This is a genomic window from Neisseria sp. P0009.S007, assembly GCF_051962515.1.
On the sequence record NZ_JBQCVF010000939.1, the window covers coordinates 1 to 378 of the forward strand.

The 378-nt window shown below is 52.4% G+C and carries 1 pseudogene; it reads right to left on the reverse strand.

The annotated features are described in order from the left end of the window. Positions 1-108: 108 nt before the first annotated feature. Positions 109-378, reverse strand: a pseudogene (locus ACTHS3_RS17205) (phage holin family protein); the annotation flags it as partial.

Genomic DNA, 378 nt, shown 5'->3' on the forward strand with positions numbered 1-378 from the left:
TTAGTCTGCCGAGCATTACCTTCTTCCGCTTTACGCAGTTTCAAATTTTCCGCTTCAATCCGCAGCCGCACCAGCTTAGCTTCTAAAAGCAGCAGCTCGCGCGCTTCTTCATACTCCTGTTGCTTCATCGTCCGCATCCTTATCTATCTCACCGCGCAAATACGCAATATCCGATCGAATATCCTGCAAGGTCTCAGCCACACGGCTGCCCTGCTCCCGATAATCTGCCGATACTTTGCGGAACAATACGGCAATAATCAGCAGGCTCAAGAAGAAAATGCCGAAAAACACCCATAACGCCGCCACATCCGACAGCACGCGGTTCAAGCCGAACAGCAAACCGACCAAGCCCACCATCAACAGCGCGCCGGACAACAC